The sequence below is a fragment of the Microcoleus sp. PH2017_28_MFU_U_A genome (genome assembly GCF_020738035.1).
Lineage (GTDB): Bacteria > Cyanobacteriota > Cyanobacteriia > Cyanobacteriales > Microcoleaceae > Microcoleus.
Window position 1 is genome coordinate 56,672 of sequence record NZ_JAEQCX010000032.1, and the last position, 672, is coordinate 57,343.

The 672-nt window shown below is 39.7% G+C and carries 1 protein-coding gene; it reads left to right on the forward strand.

Annotated features, from left to right (window positions below; all coding sequences use genetic code 11):
• On the forward strand, positions 1-672 hold a 672-nt coding region (locus JGK14_RS05585), incomplete at both ends, for an RNA-guided endonuclease InsQ/TnpB family protein (protein WP_325314835.1).

The following is a 672-nucleotide window of genomic DNA, read 5'->3' on the forward strand; positions in this document are numbered from 1 at the left end:
TAAATACCCAGGGTACAACAGCTTAGCTAAAACTCTCACCTCAACTAAAAAGACCGAGGAAAGGCAATGGCTTAACGATGTTTCCTCAGTCCCTTTGCAACAGTCTCTTAAGCAATTAGAGGCTGCTTACAAAAACTATTTTGACTTCCTGAAAGGGAAAAGGAAAGGCAAAAAACTCGGGCAACCCAAATTCAAAAAAAGGACTAACAGTCAATCTGCAACTTTTGTTAAATCAGGCTTTTCTGTCAAAGGTAAGTCTGTATATTTGGCAAAGATTGGAAATGTTAACCCCATATGGTCTAGAGAATTGCCGTCTGAGCCGAGTTCCGTCACAGTAATTAAAGACTGTGCCGACCGCTATTTCCTAAGCTTTGTAGTAGAAGTTCAACCCATCAGTATTGACGCCAAAAACCAAAGCGTCGGCATTGATTTAGGAATTAAAACTTTGGCAGTAATGAGTAACGGGGAAACAGCGCACAGCCCTAGCTATAAAAAGTTAGATCGCAAAATTCGCAAACTACAGCGCAAGTTAGCACGTCAACAGAAAGACTCAAAACGTCGCCATAAAACCAGGATTCAAATAGCCAAAACACACAATCAAATTGCCGACTTGCGTAAAGACTTTCTACATAAACTATCAACCAAAATAGTAAGTGAAAACCAAACTATTAT